Below are 15563 nucleotides of genomic sequence, written 5' to 3' on the forward strand. Positions count from 1 at the left end.
GCGACCTGAGACGCCCCGCATGCGGAGCGTCCTGAATGTATTGCTTACGGATATGAGCCTTGCCGGCCCGATTCGTTGCATTCATGTCGCGGTCAAACGCTCGTTAAGGGCACTGTGACAACGTTTTGCGACACCTCCGTCAATCAGGCCGAGTGTTCGAGGCCGGTGGTTTCTTGAGTGCCTGAACCACGGCATTGGCGGCGTTGGACAACAATGAAGCAGGCCGCGCCACGACGCTGATCTGGCGTCTCACGGTCAGCGGCAGCGGGATAGATTCCAGCTCGCGAAGCCGCCCGCTCAACAACGCGCTGGGCACAATCGAGATGCAATGGCGCTTGGCGACCAGGTCCAGCAGCGTGTCCAGGCAACTGAGCTCGCCGCGTTGGCTGAGCCGTAGCTGTGCCGATGCCAGTTGCTGGTGCAGGCGCTCCATCCCAGGATGCCGCCAGGCCACATAGCGCGACACCTGCGCAAGCTCGGCGAAACACTGCGCCGCGCCCTGCTTGCTTCGCGCCGCTACCAGTACGTAATGGTCCGACCAGCAATGGTGTTCGAGATAATGCTCGTCCAGCACAGTAGCCGGCAGGATGAGGATATCGGCCACGCCCTTTATCAATGCGTCCAGCGACGGATTCTGCTCGCTGCGGTGCAGCACGTTCAGATGGATATCGGGGTAATGATGGGCGAGAAAGTCCAGCGAGGCACTCAGGCCGGTCTCGCGGATGTGCGAGTGATAATGAATGGTGACGCTACCACTGACCCCATTTTTTTTAGTTGTTCGAGCGTGGCCATGATATTTCCCAGGGTCTGGCTGATGACCTTGCCTTCAGGGGTGAGCGTGCAGCCTGTGCGACTGCGAATGAACAGGCGTTTTTCGAAAAAATCTTCGACCTCCTTGATGGCATAGCTGATGTTCGACTGGCTGCAGCCCAGAATGGCGGCGGCCTCCGAGAACGAACCGTGCTGTGCAACGGTTTGAACGACTTTGAAGAAGTGGGTTTTCATGTGTCCTGCACTCTGGTTTTGCAAAGGTGGGTGCGGCCCTGCCGCTGAGCCAAAGGCTCGGGAATACAGGAAACCCCCGCCGAAACACCGATCTGGCCGGGTTATCGGCCATTCGAATGAATGTCTCAAGCGGGGGTAAAGCGAACGCTGGCTATCGCGTTGAAGCGCTGGCTATGCACATTTCGGGCACATAGCCTCTTCAGGGGTATCCGCAGCGCGACTGGATGACTCAGTCGTTCTCGGTCCAGTCGAAATCCATTTGCAGCGCCGTGCGTTCGGCCAGTTCACGGCTGTGCAGGCGCTCGACCAGGTGCAGGCTCATGTCGATACCGGCAGAAATACCTGCCGATGTCACGAACGAGCCCTCATCGACCCAGCGCAGCGTGCTGAGCACGTCCACCGACGGGAACATTTCCTTGAGGTCGTCGATGTCTTCCCAATGCGTGGTCACTTGCTTGCCGGCCAGCTTGCCGGTCCTGGCCAGCAGGAAGGCACCGGTGCACACGGCAGCGACCACGCGGCCAGGCTCCGACTGATCGCTGATCCAGTGAATCACGTCGGGTTTTTCCAGTTCGGCGGTCACGACGCCACCCGGAACGATCAGGCAGTCGACGGCCGGATGGTCGTTGATCGAGAAATCCGGATCGACCTTGAGGCCGGCGCGGGCACGCACCGGCGCGGTGCTGCGGCCGATGGTGAATACGTTGAACAACTGCCGGTCATCACGGCTGTTGCGAGCGTGCATACGGGTTGCGGTGGTGAACACTTCATAGGGGCCAGCGAAGTCGAGAACCTCGACGTCGTCATAAACGTAGATACCGATATTGAGTGGCACGAGTTGGCTCCAGGGCCTGCATGGCAGACCACTTGCATCATAGTGAGGGTTAAGCGGGTTTCAGCGGTGACACAGAGCAGATTACTCAGTAGCATCACGCCAAACTACTGGCTGAAATGCCAATATCCGGTAACATCGCGCCATGAAAAATCATCTCGTTGTCGCACTCATCTATAACCAGCTGTGCACCTTCGAATTTGGCTGCACGGTGGAAGTCTTTGCGCTGAAAAGACCCGAGTTGGGCGTCAGTTGGTACGAGTTCGCGACCTTCCCGGTCGACGACGGACCGATCACCGCTGCCGGGGGCATCACTATCGTGCCGACACCCGGCGAGGTGCTGCTGGAAAACGCCGACACCATCATCGTGCCGGGCTGGCGCGGGGTGGAATCCGCGGTTCCGCAACGGCTCATCGAACAGCTCCAGGCGGCTCATGCACGCGGCGCGCGAATCTGCTCGATCTGTACCGGGGCCTTCGTCCTGGCGGCGGCGGGTCTGCTCGACGGGCACAAGGTGACGACCCACTGGCGCTACACCGACCTGCTGGCCACCATGTACCCTGGCCTGACCATTCAGCCCAACGAACTCTATGTGGATCAGGGCAGCATCGTCACCGCAGCAGGCTCGGCCGCCGGGCTGGACATGATGTTGCACCTGGTGCGCAACGATCACGGCTCGCGCGTCGCCAACATGGTCGCGCAGCGCATGGTCATCCCGCCTCATCGCGAAGGCGGACAATCGCAATACGCATCCCGGCAACTGGTATCGGCCAGCGACGGGCCGATTTCCAACCTGATGGACTGGATTCGCAGCGACTTGCAGCGCCCGCATACCATCAAGGAGATGGCCTCCAGGGCGGCGCTCAGTACCCGCACCTTGCACCGCAGCTTCATGGAAAGCACCGGGCTGACGCCTTACGACTGGTTGCTCGGTGAGCGCATTGCCTACGCCAAGGAACTGCTGGAATCGTCGAAATTACGCCTGAACGAAGTGGTGGACCGCGCCGGCTTCGGCTCCGAAGAGTCGTTTCGCCGGCACTTCCGCAATCTGGTGGGCATCAGCCCGAGCAGCTACCGCAAGCAATTCGCCCGGGCCTGACCGCAGGCTCGGGGTAAAGCGCATCGACGATCGCGTCGGCAAATTCGCCCCACGCGCCGCCAACCGCTGTATTGGTCAGGACCACCATGCTCAGCGCAGCATGCGGATCGACCCAGTAATGGCTGCCATACAGGCCGCACCATGACCAGGTCCCTGCGCCCTGCCGCTGCCCGGCGAGCACTGGATCGGTGAGAATCATCGGCCCCAGCCCGAACCTCCAGCCGGGTCCGCGGCTGGCGATGCTCGTCTGGCCAATCGCATTGCCCAGCAAGCGTGCGGTACTGGCTTCACTCAATAGCGGCGCGCCACCGAGACGCAGGCATTCGAGCAGCCGAAGATAGTCATCAGCCGTGCCCAGCATTCCCGCACCGCCCGACTCATACGCACCGGTGTCAAAGACGCGAGCTGCGGACAGCTGCGCCTTGCCGCTGGCGAGCAGCACCTCATCCTCGTCGGCGATACGCTGCGGGCCGCTGAGCCCGTCCTTGTACGCGCTGGCCAGCGGATGTTCCGGCAGGTGCCTGAATGAGGTCGCGTGCATGCGCAACGGTACGGTGACCCATTTATCGATGGCTTCTGACAACTTCAGGCCAGTGGCCTGTTCGACCACTGCACCCAGCACATCAGTGGCCAGCGAATATCCCCAGGCGCTGCCGGGCTCGAACAGTAAGGGCACACGCGCCAAACGTGTCAGATTTTCCTGCAGGTCGAACGGGACCCGGTCCAGCCCGTCCGACACCCCGGCCCGCTGATAGGCATTCTCGGGCGCCTGCTCAAAGCCATAGCTCAAACCCGACGTGTGCGACAGCAGGTGCTGCAGCGTGATGGACGGTTCGCGGCCATTGGCCAGATGCGGTCGAAAGGCTGGCAACCAATGAGTCACCGAAGCCTGCAGATCCAACACACCCCGTTCGCAGAGCCGCAACACCGCAACCGAGGTCAACAGCTTGGTCAGTGAGGCCAGGCGAAAACGCGTGTGGCGGGTGACCGGAATCTGCTGCTCGCGATCCGCCCAACCGCATGCACTGGCGTATTCCAGACGGCCCTGGCGAGCCAGCAACAGCACCCCGCCGACGATCCGGCCCGGCTCGACGAATCCCCGCCAGACCTGGTCAAGACGCTGTATGCCCGCCTCGTCAGGGCGGCCATGGTTCACTCGCCCCTCACAGCGCGGCTGAAAATCTGCGCGTAGACCTGCGCCGAATGGCGAATCGGGTTGGTGTGCGAGCAGCCATCGACGAAAGCCATCCGCCCGACCCGCTCGGCTTCGCGATCATCGATGCCGATCTCGCTCAGCGTATGTGGAATGCCAATCTGCTCGCGCAGCGTCAGCAGCCAGTCCATCACCCCGGAGAAGCCGGGCGACGGCAACCGCAGGTAAACCGCCAGATCGTCCATTTGCGTCTGCAGCACCGAACGATTGGCCTCCAGTACATAGGGCAGCAGGATTGCGTTGAGCAAGCCGTGATGCTGATCGTAGAGCGCCCCAAGGCTCTGGGCGATCGCGTGTACGCCGCCCAGACCGCGCTGAAATGCAGCGGCGCCAAGGCTGGAGGCCACCAGCATCTGCTGCCGCGCCTCAAGGTCCTGCCCGTCGGCGACGACACGCGGTAGAAACGCCTTGATCATCTGCATGCCCTTGACCGAAACCGCTTCGGCCATCGGGTGCCAGGCCGGCGAACACCAGGACTCCATGCAGTGGGTCAAGGCATCGGCGCCGGTGGCGGCGGTCAGGTGCCTAGGCAGGTCGAGTGTCAGCGTGGCATCCAGAATCGCGATGCGCGGCATCATGCGAATGTGCAGGATGGTGCGTTTGACCTGCGCCTGTTCATCGGTAATCACTGACGCACGCCCGACTTCAGAGCCGGTCCCGGCCGTCGTCGGCAGCGCAATCACCGGCGCAATGCCAGCCGGATCGGCGCGCAGGTGGTTGTCGTTGATGTCTTCGAAATCCCATAACGGGCGGGTCTGGCCCGACATCAGCGCGACTGCCTTGGCGGCGTCCAGCGCCGAGCCGCCGCCAAACGCAATCACACCGTCGTAGCCACCGGTTCTATAAGCGTGGAGCCCCTCGGCGACGTTGGTGCCGGTCGGGTTGCCCTTGACCCGGTCAAACAGGCCGCAGTGGCCCAACTGACTGCGGCAGTCCTCTACGGCGCTGGCGATCATGTCGGTGCTGCCCAGAAAGCTGTCGGTGATCAGCAGCGGACGTTGTATGCCGGTCACCCTGCAGGCGTCGGCCAGTTCGTTGACGCGTCCTGCGCCTGCGCGGATGGAAGTCGGGTAGTGCCAGTCGTTGCGATGCATTCAAGTATTCCTTTACAGATGATTTCAGTGGATGAAGCCAGCAGGCAGCAAACCGATCAGCAGGCGCAGGCCGAAAGCGATCATGAAAAGGCCGGTGACGATGTCGATGGCCTTCTTCATGCGCTGATAGCGCGCCTGTACCGCAGGTATCGAAAACAGCGTGGCGAGCAGCACGAACCAGGAAATCGCCAGTACCGCGATGATCGACACACCTGCAGTGCGCACCCACATCGGCATGCCTGGCGTGGTCACGGTGGTGAACACGCTGGTGTAGAACGCCAGTGCCTTGGGATTGGTCAGGTTGGTCAGCAGACCGAACCGATAGGCACGGCTCAGACTGCCAATGCCCAGCGCAGCGATGTCCCTGGGTTTGGGCTGGCTGCCGGCACTGCGCAGGCTTTTGCTGCCGAGCCAGGTGAGGTAGGCACTGCCAAGCAATTGCAGGGTCGGTTGCAGCCATGGCAACTGTTGGAATACCAGCCCCAACCCGGTGGCGGCCAGCAAGGCCCAGAGAATGCTGCCCGAGGCCACGCCCAGCCCGGCACAGATACCCTGCTGCCGCGACTGGCTGAACGAGAGTTGGGTGATTACCAGAAAATTCGGACCGGGGCTGATGATCAGCACGATGAACGCGCCAGCGAGAGCGGTCAGCAAAGTGATTTCGTACATGGCAATAATTCCTTTTTAATTAATGGCTTGAATGGCTTTGTTCAACTGAAATGTGATGCCACTTGAAGTTGTGTTTGTCAGCGTATCCAGGCAGGACTCGACCGCCCGGCGCGCCTCGATCAGCGCGCGACAGCTCGGGTCAGGTGTCGGTAAGTAGTGGTTGTAGAACGTGCAGCCTTCCACGGCGGGCCCGAGAACCCATAGCCGCTGCTGCACCTCACCGTCGCGACCGATTGCGCGGCCCGCTGCGTCGGTGTCGATGCCATCGGCAGGCCAGGCATGGGCGGCGCGAATCAGCCCGCGCTCGCGCAGATCGTTGATCAACCCCTGACGACTGCCCGACACGCCGCTGTGGGCAACGCGGGCAGACAGGCAGTTATGCGGCTCCTGCACGTCACTCATCGGCGGCAAGAGCGTCACGACCCCGGCTTCGATCAGCGCCAGCAGGTCCTCATGGCGTTCCTTCTGCGGCCCACCGACCAGACGATTGCTCAGCCCCGCCCATACGCCATAGAACTCCCGCGTCGAGGATTCAGTCAGGCCGTTGCGATCAGCGACCAGACGCAACAGGTCGCGATAATCGCGCCAGACCTCCAGCGCCTGACAGATCGGGCTGTGCGCGGTGCCCAGCCGACTCAGGGCCAGGTCACGTTTGATCCAGTCGACAAACCACGGTCCATACGAGTCTTCGGCGCCAGACCAGGTCTGAGTGCTCAGCCAGTGCTCAGGATCGAATGCACCCCATTGCTCTGCCAGACGGGCAAACACTGCCGATCTGGTGATGGACTCGCGCAGCAGGCGCTGAACAGAGTCCAATCGCCCAGGCGCCTCCATCCGGACCCTGGCCTGATAAAACACGGCACACATCTCATCCTTGATCAGGGGCAGCACATCGGCGCGAAAGTCGAGCCGCCCGCCTTCCCTCTGCTCGCGCAAACGGGCTATGGCATCGGCCGTAAAAAACAGCCTTGGCAACGGGGCGTGACGGCAGGCATGCCATTGCGGCCTGGCATGAAACGGCAATCCGCTACGCGAATGCATCAGCACCCTGGGCTCGCGTCCGGACGGCAGGTAGCGCCAGCCGGCAAAGCCACCATCGCGCACGTAGCGCCCGCCGCGCCCCTCAGTCAGATGGGCCAGCGTGTCCATGGCCGTGAGTCCCAGGCCTTCGATGACCACGCAATCGCCGACGTCCTGCTGCGCGGGGTTTTCAGGTGCGTGTCCGCTGGTGAGGAATACGCCGTCGACATCCATTACCACGCTGCCGGTGCGCAGCCGGAAACCCGGCGTTTGTGACCTTGGCTGGCCGCTCAGCACCTGCTCGGCGTGGTGACGCACCTGTACATGCGCCGGGCAGCGTTGCAGCAGGAAACGGTAACTGTCCTGCAAATAGCGCCCGAGCAATGCACGCGGCACGAAGTCGCCAAATGCCACCGCTCTGCCCTGCCCGTCCAGGCTGACATGACCGCGCGCGTCCAGGCGTACATCCTCACGGCTGCACCATTGCAAAAAGGTCGGGCCTGGCGGTTCGCACGCCGGGAATGCCGAAGAAAACGCTGACAATTGACCAGCCATGGTGTTGAGCATCAGGTAATCCGGCTGCTGCGCAAGGTGCAGCCCGCTGCCCGGCGGCTGCGGATCGAACACCTCGATACGCAGCGGTTGCTGCACGTCTTGGCGACTCATGCCGATCAACTGCTCCAGAATGCTCAACCCGCGTGAGCCCATGCCGATAATGGCGAAGGTATGCGTGTGCATGGCCATCACCAGCGCGCCGATTCAAAGAAGAACTGCGGCACCGGCAAAGCGCTGCCCTCGGCCACCGCCTGGCGATACACCCGCTGCCCCACGGCGAGGTCCAGCACGCCGAGCCCGAACGGCGAAAAGATCGAAGCCTTGTCCGGACTCAGCTCCACTTGCCCGGTCATCAGCTGTGCCAGCGTCCCGGTAATGAACGAGCGATGCTGATACTGCTGCACGGCAAGGTCAGGCGAGGTCTGAGCCTTGAGACAGTGTTCGACGTCATCGAGGATGTTGTTGGCCTGGGCAATGACCTCCGGACCCAGATCGCGCAACGAGATGTTCAGCACCAGTTGCCCCGGCTGAAACACCGGTTCCAGTACATAAGGGCTTGGCGCGGTAGTGGCGAACACCACCACATCGGCTTGCAGGCACGTCACCAGGTCACTCGGCTCGCTGTGCAGTCCATGGCGACTGGCAGCATGCCCGACCAGCGCCAGCGCCGAGTCATGGTGCTGATCGAAGACGCTGACGGCCTCCATCGTCCAGCCATCGCTGACGAACATGTCAAGGATGGTGCGGGCAATGAAACCGGCACCGATGAACGACATTCGTCCGACATGACGCTGCTGGCGGTTCATCCAGCGTGCCCCAAGCACCGCCGAGGCTGCCGTGCGCATGGCGCTGATGCGCGAGGCTTCCAGACAGGCAAAGGCATAGCCGGTCAGTGGATCGTTGAGGATCAGCACTGCCGAGGCGCGCTGCAGGCCCGTGTCGATATTGCCCGGAAAGCTGGAAATCCATTTGATGCCACTGACCGGCTGCTCGCCCGACAGGCTGGCGGGCAAGGCAATGATGCGATTGGCCGGTGCTTGCGCAAAGCGCAGAAAGTAACTGTCGGGATTGATGGTCTGGCCAGCCTCATGGGCCAGATACGCCGTCTGAACATCATCGATACAGGCCAGCGGGTCTGCCGCCAGCAGGCGTGCAACCACCTCACCGTCGACCACATGGAAAGCCGACTGCTTCAGCCGCTCGGCGGCCAGCCAGAAGGTTGAACTCTGCTCCCGCGCAAGCGCGCTTGCACCCGAAGGCGCTGCGACTGAACCGCCGTCTTCGCGAGCAAACTCGGTCCCAGAACGCGTCGCGTGCGCGCGCACGACATTTACACACCTATTCTGTGGGAGCGAGCTTGCTCGCGAAGGCGTTTTCACGCTTCCCGGAGATGTTACAGCCTCTGATGAGGAAAGATCCGCCAAGGTCATGCTCAGCACTTCATGGCCAAAACGCTGCTCGACCCACTGATCATCGTAAAGAGTATCCAGGTAGCGCTCGCCCCAGTCCGGCGATAACGCCACGACCACTGAACCGGGCTCGATGCGCTCGCGCCAGGCATGCACCGCAGCGATCACCGTTGCGGTGGACCCGCCGACCAGCAGGCCCTTGCTGCGCGCCAGGATTCTGCACATGGCGACGGTACGGGATTCCGGGACCATTTCCAGCGCGTAAATACCATCAGCCTTGAAGATTGGCGGATGCTGGCTGGTGCCCAGTCCCGGTATGAAGCGACGGCTGGCCGGAGTGCCAAAGGTCACCGAACCGACGCTGTCGACGGCAATGATTCTGGTGGTCGGGTGATGCCGCTGAAAATGCTGGACACAGCCCATCAGCGTGCCAGTGGTCCCGGCACCGACGAACACATAATCCACATGGCCGAAATGCTGGCTGATCGAACGCGCTGTGGTTAGCGCATGGGCACGCGGATTGGCCGCATTCTCGTATTGATTGAGCCAGACATAGCGCGGGTCGCTGGCCACTTTTTCACGAATCATCTCGATGCGCGTCCCGAGAAAGCCGCCGTTGGCGTCCGGGATTTCGACCTGGATGACCTCGGCGCCGTAGCTGCGCATCATGCGGATGTTGTGGCTGGAACTGTTGGGGTCGACCACGCAGGTAAACGGGATGCCCCGTTCAGCGCAGATCATCGCCAGCGCCACCCCGAGATTGCCCGATGAGGACTCGATCAGAATCGTGTCCGGGCCCAGCAGCCCTCGCGCCTGAAGGTCATTAATCAACCCCACGGCAGTCTTGAGCTTGATCGAGCCTGCCGGGTTGAGTGATTCCATTTTCAGGAAAAAATCGGCCCCCAGGCCAGTCACCTTGAGGAAGGTCTGATCGTGAACGATTTCGCAAAGAGAGTTGTACATGGGCTTCACTTCCACTGTGCCAGCAAGGGTTCGGCGGCCGGTGCTACAACCTCCTGAAGGGCCGTGGCGATACGCTCGGCGCGCAACGCCATCAGTGAAAACGACTGACTGTCACTGATTCCGTGACTGCGTTCGGAAAGACCGTTGACCCAGATATTCACGTCACACTCGCCTTGAGTGGCGACCCGATAATCCCGATCGATGAGCAGCCCCCCGTCGACATCGGCCTGCAGCCATGGCTGCAAACCACTCAACAACGGGGGTATCAGGTAGTGCTGATACCCGGTGCCGAGCACCACGGCGTCGACCTCCAGCACCTGAGTGCGCTGGCTGAACGTGTCGGTCAGCTCGACCCGGTAGCCCTCGGCGACGCGCTCGATGGCGCTGATCACGCTGTAGGCGTAGGTCTGCAGGCGCTTGCGACCAGCGATGGCGTCTTCGTAGATCAACGAAAACAGCTTCTGGCTTTCGTCCGGATCAATCCCTGCGTAATTGGTCGAGCGGCTCCAGTCGAGAAAACGCTGCCGCGCCGCGGGGTCCAGGCTATGGAAATAATCGACGTGATCCGGAGCGAATACCCGGTTGGGGAACTGGCCCAACTGGGTGAGTTTGAAACCAGCCGAGCGATGCACTGAATGCACCTCGATGTTGGGGTCGCGGTTGACCAGTTCCAGCACCGATTCACTGGCGCTCTGCCCCGAACCGAGCACCAGCCAGCGCTTGGGCAACTGCTCGCCAAAGGCTTGCAGGCGGCTCAGAAACTGCGACGTGTGAAACAGCGTCGGGCCGATCAGCGCCTCGAACGCGTGCGGAATACGCGGCGCACTGCCGCTGGACAGCACGACATTGCGCGTCGTGAAGCTGGTATCCGGCGTGCATACGCGTAGTTCATGCAGGCGTCCGTGACGCAGCACCGGGTCAATGCCTGTGACCGGCGTGTTGAAGCAGGTCTGACCGCCCACCTCTGCGGCGACCCAGGCCAGATAGTCCGACCATTCATGGCGACTGGCCGGGCGGCCCAGCAGGCCGAAATCGAACATTCTCCCGTGTTCCTTGAGGTACATGGCGAACGAGAAGCGGCTGCGTGGATTACGCGGGGTCACCAGATCGCGAAATACGTGATGGTTGATGTCCGTTCCGGCCAGCAGCAGTTCGCGATGCCATTGGCTGTCCTGCGCGGCCTCCAGATAGCGAACGGACAGCGCGCCCAGCGGGTCATTGGCCTCCCGCGCATCGGCAAACGCGCAGGCCAGCGCGATACCGGCCGGACCGAAGCCGATACAGACGGCGTCCGAATGCAAGGTGTGTGGTGTCGAGTTACCCATGAAGTTCCTGTCCTTAGAGTTGGTGTAAAGCGGTGTTTGGGTGCTATGGGGTGATGCGGCTCAGCCCGGTGGGGCCTGGCGTCCAGAGGCAGGTCGTCGCGTTGCGCAGCTCGCCCTGATCGAAGCTGACCGCGCCCAGCGGTGTGTTGAAGGTGCTGTGCCGAAGTGCGTCAGGCAGTTGTGCGGCGCGAAGAGCGCTGCGAGCCACCTCGGCCAGCACGTAAAGCATCAGCAGGCTTTCGCGAAAGTAGGTCTGCGGTTCGGCAGCGAACAGCGACCGGTGCAGTGCCTGGGCCTGACAGCGATGTTCGGCGTTGTCGGGGGCTCCGAAGCCGATCACGAAGGTGTTACTGTCGTGCGCTGCGGCGCGCCCCAGATACGGCGAGGCAGCGTCGTCGGTCAGCACCAGCGGTCGAGTACTGCCCGCTTGCCGCCGCGCTTGCCAGTGCTCGCGACTGGGGTTGAGGCGTCCGGCAAACACCTCGACATCGGCCTGGTCGAGCTCGTCGACACGTTGCAAATCGGCACTGGCCAGTGCCGCGCTGATGGCGACGCACAAGGCCCGACCGTGAGCACTGTCGTCGGCCTGAACATGCACGCGCGGCCACTGACGAGTCGCCAGCCAGCGGACCAGCTCCGCCGCCAGTTGCCGGTCCGAGGGGCAGAAACGAAAGACGTTGTGATGCTCCAGGGTCAGGCAATCGATCGTCGCCGCGGGGGTCAGCAGGGCAATGCCGGCATACTGATACAGCGGCGCGGCAGCGACGGCGGCATCCGAAGAGAAATGACCGATGACCAGATCTGCCTTCCAGTCGATCATTTGCCGGGCCACATCGGCACCGCGAACGGCATCGGCAGCGTCGTCGAGAAAGTGCCACTGCACCTGCTCGAGCCCCGGCATGCCATTGCGCGCCACCGCCAGCGCCCTCAAGAAGGTCCGTGCATGCGGCGTGTCGTCGGGGTCGAACAGAGCGCTGACCCCGACTCGCAAGCCCGGCAGGCGCGATTCGATCGAGGACGTCATGACTGCACGCTCGCCAGCGCGAGGCCTTGGACTGAAAAGCCCGGCATCGACCTGCCTGGCGACAATGCCGACCAGCCAGGGCAAGCGCGCTCCGTTCCGGCCAGGTGCCTGCGCAGTTGCTCGACAGCAATGTGCGCCACGCCGGGCGCAAACTTGAAGCCCAGCCCGGACATGCCTGCGGCCAGATACACCGGGCTGCGCTCGGCACAGAACCCCAGCATCGGCCGACCGTCGGTGCTGTAGCTGTCGAAACCGGGCAACACATCGAGCACGTGCGGCTTGCCGACCGAGGCGCACAACTGGGCGACGCGCTTGCAGGCGTCCTCGGCATGCCGTGCGTCAGGCTGCGCAAGGTGCTCGAGCCACAGGCCGCTGTCACGCGCGCCACAGCCGGTCTGCACGATATGCCGAGTCAGCGGTATGCCGTAGCTCTGGCTCACCGCATCAATCACCGGCATTGACCAGTCGCCTTCGGTCAACACCCGGGCCAGGGGAATCGAGCGTGCTTCCAGCCCCGAGTGCGGCACCAGGTGCTGGCTCCAGGCACCGGCAGCGACCACCACGGCCCGGCAACGCAGCGTGGCGCTGCCCAGGTCGATGTGCACAAGGTCGGGCGCACGGCAGTCGATGGACTTGATCTCGCGGTGCTCCAGCAGCAAGCCCTGCTGGCGCACCGACTGACACAGCGCAGCAACGGCCTGGCGCACATTGCCGACGCAGGCGCGCGGCTCGAACAGGTTGACGCGTTCCAGCATCGGACAGTGCGGGTAGCGCTGGCCATCGAGCTCGTGACCTGACAGCAGGCGCATCGGGTAGCGTTCGCTGCCGTACTGGTCGATGGCGCGGTGCAGGTTATCCAGCTGGTCCGTAGCCGCCCGGTAAATCACCCCGGTACGCCGCAACGCAGTGGCGTAAGTGCTCGCAAAAACCCCGTCGTCCATCAGGCTGATGGAATAGGCCGCCAGCTCCATCAGCAGCGGATCGCTGTCATACAGGCGAACCAGGCCGCCGGAATAGCCGCTTGCGCCCAGGCTGCCGGCTGCGCCCTTGTCGATCAGCGCGACCGACACACCGGCGCTGCACAGCTTCGCCGCGATACTGGCGCCGGTGATCCCGGCGCCAATGACCGCTATCTCATAATCGATGAGCATTGTCGTGAATCCGTTCAGATGGAGTATTCAGCGGCCGGGCCGTTCATCAGCGTGGCGTGGACGCGGGCCTCGGGCAGTCCGAACGCGCTGATGATCTGCGCTGACATGTCCGGAATCAGCGCCTTGCCAAGCACCGCGATGAATGCCGCCAGATGGCTGACCGGACGACCTTCGGCCAAACGCGCGCGAGTAATGGCGATTACGTCCAGCAGCACCTGGGCCATGCGTTTCATCGAAAACTGCGCAGGCTCCGAGGCTTTGCTCCATTGCAAGCGCAGCGCTTCCAGGAGTCCGGCGTCGGCCCCGCAGAGGCCGCTCCACCAGTGGTCGTCACGATTACTTCCAGCGTCCAGCAAGGCCGGGAAAAACTCGCTGAACACCTCTGTCCGCCATGCGAGGAACTGCGCCAGGCGGAAATCACCTTCGCTTTCTTCCGGCGCGATACTCGCCAGATACAGGCGCGCACTGTCGGCGCAGGCTTCACGGGCCAGGTCACCGACCCAGATCGCGTGGTTGCGACTGGTCGACAGGTTCAGGCCGTCCAGCTTGAGAAACTGATTGGGCATGAAGCGCTGGCGGACCTTGATGTCGCGCAGCGCCGACAGTTGTGCCGGGTAGACGATGGCGTGGCTGAACACACAGTCAAAGCCGAGAAAGTGCACCAGCGTGCCCTGCCCCGACTGCCAGTACTGACGAAACAGCTCCGGACGCCCGACGCGGTCGGCGTACTCCCGAAATGCCGCCATATAGCCTGCCAGCCCCATGAACCAGGTGTGCACCCGGCACGAGCCGTCGGCCTGCAGGTCGAGCCCGCCGTCGCCTGGACGCGTGACGCCCCAGTCATGCAAGTGCTCCAGGCTGTCGCGCAACCAGCTGTCGAGCGGCTTGCGCCATGACTGGCCCAGCAGACGGTCACGCAACTGCGGCTTGAACCCGGCCAGTTTCAGAAACGCGCGATGGACGGTTTTCCATTGCGAGGGCTGACCGCAGAGCTTGCAGCGCAAGTCCGTCATCAGCTCGGCGTCAGGGGCCTGAGCACAGTTCTCGCACTGACTGGCGTCGGACTCGGCACCGCAGTAATTGCAGTTGCCCCGGGCAAAGGCCTCGTAGCCCCAGACGTCGCAATCAGGGCAATACGGCTCGCTGGAATCCCGACATTCGATTGCGCCGACATCACGCAACGCACTGAACACCTCACCCACCGCTTCGGCAAACCACGCATTGTCGTGCGGGCGCATCCAGTTGTCGGGCTGTATGTTGATGGCCGCCAGAGAAGCTTCGATACGGTCGGAATTGCGCCTGGCCAGCTCGACCGGGTCGACGCCCTGCTCCAGTCCTTTGCGCAGCATGTAGGACTGGTAGTCGTCGGAGTAGGACACCAGCACACACTCGTGACCGCGCTGACGCTGCACCCGGGTAAACACATCAGCGGCCAGAAACGGTCCGGCGATATGGCCTATGTGCAAATCGCCGTTGGGTGTCGGTGGCGTGATGGTGACGATGAACTTACTCATCGAGGCACCCCGTGGTCTCGCTGTGCTGCGCCACGAATGCGTTGACGTAGTTCATGTCCCACCAGACCACATAAAAGTGGAAGTCCTCGGCGGAATCGTTGATGACGTAATGGTTGGTGTGTTTCGGAATGGCGGCGATATCGCCGACGCTGAAATCCATCTCCCTGTCACCGACAACCAGACGCGCACTGCCCTTGATGGCGATGAAGATTTCCTGATCGATCTGTGTGTGTGCTTCGCTGCGGGTGCCCGGACGGACCACGCACCAGCCGCCAGCAAACGGCATCGGATAGCCTTCCCACGGCAGCAGGCGGCTGCCATCCAGACCGTACTCCTGTACCAACGAGTCGAATCGGGTTTTACGGTGTATATCGAACTTTTCCATGCTCAGTCCCGTACGTTTCAAGTGCGGCAAAGCATGAAATTGTTGCCAATTGTTGGCTATCCGATTGCCGGATACCTCAGGGTCGAACTATCCACTTTTTGGATGGCGATCCGCAGGCAGGCCCACCGTCCTATTTTTTTTGACAATGACGGCTATCGATAACGCTGATAACTGAATCGGGAGCGGCGGTGTTAACGTTGCCGGCGATGAACGAACATTTCTCCCGGCCCCGCGAATCCGCGTCGCGATGCCGGTGAATCTCTGCTCTGCTTCATCACTCCTTTGGTTAGATCTTTTAAGCCACC

General features: G+C 62.4%; 14 protein-coding genes. 1 reads left to right on the forward strand and 13 read right to left on the reverse strand.

From position 1 onward, the window contains the following. Nucleotides 1-139 precede the first annotated feature (139 nt). The 3 genes from LCH65_RS17740 to LCH65_RS17750 form a co-directional block, all read right to left on the reverse strand. Complete coding sequence (locus tag LCH65_RS17740) at nt 140-709, reverse strand: substrate-binding domain-containing protein (protein ID WP_248672394.1); 570 nt, start codon at nt 707-709, stop codon at nt 140-142. Continuing rightward, on the reverse strand, nt 706-1005 hold the full coding sequence (locus tag LCH65_RS17745) for a LysR family transcriptional regulator (RefSeq protein ID WP_003370783.1): 300 nt from the start codon (nt 1003-1005) through the stop codon (nt 706-708). Before LCH65_RS17745 ends, LCH65_RS17740 begins: the two co-directional genes overlap by 4 nt. 229 nt (nt 1006-1234) lie before the next feature. Further along, complete coding sequence (locus tag LCH65_RS17750) at nt 1235-1840, reverse strand: DJ-1/PfpI family protein (protein ID WP_003435425.1); 606 nt, start codon at nt 1838-1840, stop codon at nt 1235-1237. A 142-nt stretch (nt 1841-1982) separates the two neighbouring features. On the opposite strand from LCH65_RS17750, the gene ftrA reads away from it, so the two are divergent. Further along, the gene (ftrA, locus tag LCH65_RS17755) at nt 1983-2936 is read left to right on the forward strand and encodes a transcriptional regulator FtrA (protein WP_003370777.1); all 954 of its coding nucleotides are present in this window, start codon (nt 1983-1985) and stop codon (nt 2934-2936) included. Here ftrA and LCH65_RS17760 read toward each other — a convergent pair. The 10 genes from LCH65_RS17760 to LCH65_RS17805 are packed head-to-tail and all read right to left on the reverse strand — an operon-like array spanning nt 2896 to nt 15258. Further along, nucleotides 2896-4092, reverse strand: coding sequence for a serine hydrolase domain-containing protein (locus LCH65_RS17760; RefSeq protein WP_226439684.1), 1197 nt, complete (start codon nt 4090-4092; stop codon nt 2896-2898). The two genes, ftrA and LCH65_RS17760, sit on opposite strands and share 41 nt — an antisense overlap. Then, nucleotides 4089-5243: an iron-containing alcohol dehydrogenase gene (locus tag LCH65_RS17765; RefSeq protein WP_074806411.1), complete on the reverse strand. Its 1155-nt coding sequence runs from the start codon at nt 5241-5243 to the stop codon at nt 4089-4091. The genes LCH65_RS17760 and LCH65_RS17765 overlap by 4 nt, the downstream gene beginning before the upstream one ends. Before the next feature lie 24 nt (nt 5244-5267). Further along, on the reverse strand, nt 5268-5912 hold the full coding sequence (locus tag LCH65_RS17770; protein ID WP_054080959.1) for a LysE family transporter: 645 nt from the start codon (nt 5910-5912) through the stop codon (nt 5268-5270). Nucleotides 5913-5927: 15 nt separating this feature from the next. Continuing rightward, the gene (locus LCH65_RS17775) at nt 5928-7676 is read right to left on the reverse strand and encodes an FAD/NAD(P)-binding domain-containing protein (RefSeq protein WP_058416878.1); all 1749 of its coding nucleotides are present in this window, start codon (nt 7674-7676) and stop codon (nt 5928-5930) included. Next, nucleotides 7676-9859: a 2,3-diaminopropionate biosynthesis protein SbnB gene (gene sbnB, locus LCH65_RS17780; RefSeq protein ID WP_083515836.1), complete on the reverse strand. Its 2184-nt coding sequence runs from the start codon at nt 9857-9859 to the stop codon at nt 7676-7678. Before sbnB ends, LCH65_RS17775 begins: the two co-directional genes overlap by 1 nt. Nucleotides 9860-9864: 5 nt before the next feature. Beyond that, complete coding sequence (locus tag LCH65_RS17785) at nt 9865-11184, reverse strand: SidA/IucD/PvdA family monooxygenase (RefSeq protein ID WP_003435436.1); 1320 nt, start codon at nt 11182-11184, stop codon at nt 9865-9867. A gap of 43 nt (nt 11185-11227) precedes the next feature. Then, nucleotides 11228-12208, reverse strand: a complete 981-nt coding sequence (locus LCH65_RS17790) for an ABC transporter substrate-binding protein (protein WP_003435439.1) — start codon at nt 12206-12208, stop codon at nt 11228-11230. Continuing rightward, a complete protein-coding gene (locus LCH65_RS17795; protein WP_003435440.1) occupies nt 12205-13359 on the reverse strand; it encodes an FAD-dependent oxidoreductase in 1155 nt (384 codons plus the stop codon). The genes LCH65_RS17790 and LCH65_RS17795 overlap by 4 nt, the downstream gene beginning before the upstream one ends. 14 nt (nt 13360-13373) lie before the next feature. Then, nucleotides 13374-14873: a methionine--tRNA ligase gene (locus LCH65_RS17800; protein ID WP_003435449.1), complete on the reverse strand. Its 1500-nt coding sequence runs from the start codon at nt 14871-14873 to the stop codon at nt 13374-13376. Further along, nucleotides 14866-15258, reverse strand: a complete 393-nt coding sequence (locus tag LCH65_RS17805) for a cupin domain-containing protein (RefSeq protein ID WP_003435452.1) — start codon at nt 15256-15258, stop codon at nt 14866-14868. Before LCH65_RS17805 ends, LCH65_RS17800 begins: the two co-directional genes overlap by 8 nt. Between the last annotated feature and the right edge of the window lie 305 nt (nt 15259-15563).

Origin of the sequence: Pseudomonas sp. MWU16-30316 (assembly GCF_020515645.1) — a bacterium.
Classification (GTDB): Bacteria; Pseudomonadota; Gammaproteobacteria; order Pseudomonadales; family Pseudomonadaceae; genus Aquipseudomonas; species Aquipseudomonas cerasi.